The sequence below is a fragment of the Amycolatopsis sp. SID8362 genome, assembly GCF_010550475.1.
Classification (GTDB): Bacteria; Actinomycetota; Actinomycetes; order Mycobacteriales; family Pseudonocardiaceae; genus Amycolatopsis; species Amycolatopsis eburnea.
This window is the reverse complement of record NZ_JAAGNB010001739.1, coordinates 1-1624: the sequence shown is the minus strand read 5'-3', so window position 1 is coordinate 1624 and position 1624 is coordinate 1. Positions and strand designations below refer to the sequence as shown.

Here is a 1624-nt window from a genome sequence, read left to right as displayed (position 1 = left end):
TCGCCGCCGTCGGGCTCGAGGCCCGGTGGCCACTGCCTGCGGTCGGCCGCGTCCAGGTGCGTCCGGGCCTGGACCGGGTCGCCGCGGTGGCCAGCGATCAGCGCGCCGACGCCGTGCACCAGCAGCGTCGAACCGGGGCTGCGCAGCACGTACGACGCCGTTTCCGCGCCGTCGCGGATCACCGCGTCCAGCTCTTCGAGTGCCTCGGGCCAGCGTCCCAGCCAGTAGTAGTGCACCGCGCCGGCCAGGTGCATCTCGCCCGGCACCGCGCGGGTCGCGGCGATCCGGCGGGCGGCGTCGAGCGGCTCCGCGGCCTCGTCGAGGCTGTCGAGCTTCGGCACGGACAGCGCGGCGTCGTCCAGCGGGTGCAGCCCGGCCGGTGCCAGCGCGGTCTGCTCGCCGAGGCGCTCCAGCGTGGCGAGCAGCGACTCGTGCCGCCCGCGCCACATCTCCGGGACGTCGGAGTCGTCGAGGGTCCGCTTCAGCTCGGCGGTCGCCTCGGCGAAGTCGCCGCGGCGGTAGTAGACGTAGGCCAGGATCCAGCGCATCTCGGCCGCGCGCCTGCTGTCGGCCGTCCGCGCCACGACCGAACGCGCCTCGGCCTCGGGCTCCCGGCCGAGCCAGAACAGCAGCCGGGCCAGGGTCGCGGTCAGCGTCTCGCGCGCGTCCGGCGCCAGCGTGCCCTGCGTGATGGCGTGGCGCAGCAGGTCCACGGCGATCCGCGGGGTCTCGGTGGCGACCGTCCCGATGTGCTCCAGCAGCCACGTCGTCACCCACGGGTCCACCTGCGCGGGTGCGGCGGCGAGCTGTTCGGCGACCCGGACGGCTGGTGCCCCAGCGGCGGCGAACGCTTCGGCCAGCTGCCGGTGCAGCGCTACGCGCATCGCCGCCGGCGTCTTTTCGTAGAGCACCCGGCGCACCAGCGGGTGCCGGAACGCCAGCCGGTCGCCCGACTCGACCAGCACCCCGGACGCGATCGCCTCGTCGACCGCGCCGACCAGCGCCGTCGGCGGCCGTTCGGTGGCGACGGCGATGTCCGACAGCGAGAACTCGCGGCCCAGCATCGCGGCCCAGCGCAGGGTGTCGCGCGTGCCGCTGGAGAGGAAGCTCAGGTACAGCGTGATCCGCGACCCCAGCGGTGCCGGGATGCTCTGGCACGAGTTGCCGTCCAGGTGCGCGTGGACGCCGTCGAGCACGATCATCGACTGCGCCAGCAGCGTCTCGACGATTTCCCTGGTGTAGCGCGGATTTCCGGCCGCGTAGGAGACCAGCAGCTGCAGACCCGGCCCGGGCGGCGCCCCGACCAGCTCGGTGGCCAGCTCCCGGGCCGCGCTTTCCGGCAGCGGCGGCAGCGCCAGGACGGTCGTGTCATCGTTGTCAAGCTCAGCCCGCAGCTCGTCGAGCGCGGCCGGTCGTGGCACCGGGCGGCAGGCGCCGACGAGCAGCAGCGGCAGCTGCCGCGTCTCCCGGCTCAGGTACCGCCAGACCCGCAGGGTGGCGTCGTCGGCCCAGTGCAGGTCGTCGACCACGAGCACCAGCGGCGCCTCCGCGCACAGCTCGCGGACCAGCGCGAGCAGGCCGTCGACGGGATCCTCGCCGGGCTGCTCGGCGAGCCGGGCGGCCA

General features: G+C 74.9%; 1 pseudogene. It reads right to left on the bottom strand.

What is annotated here, in order from left to right:
• Positions 1-1624 (bottom strand): annotated as a pseudogene (locus tag G3I65_RS53225) (SARP family transcriptional regulator); the annotation flags it as partial.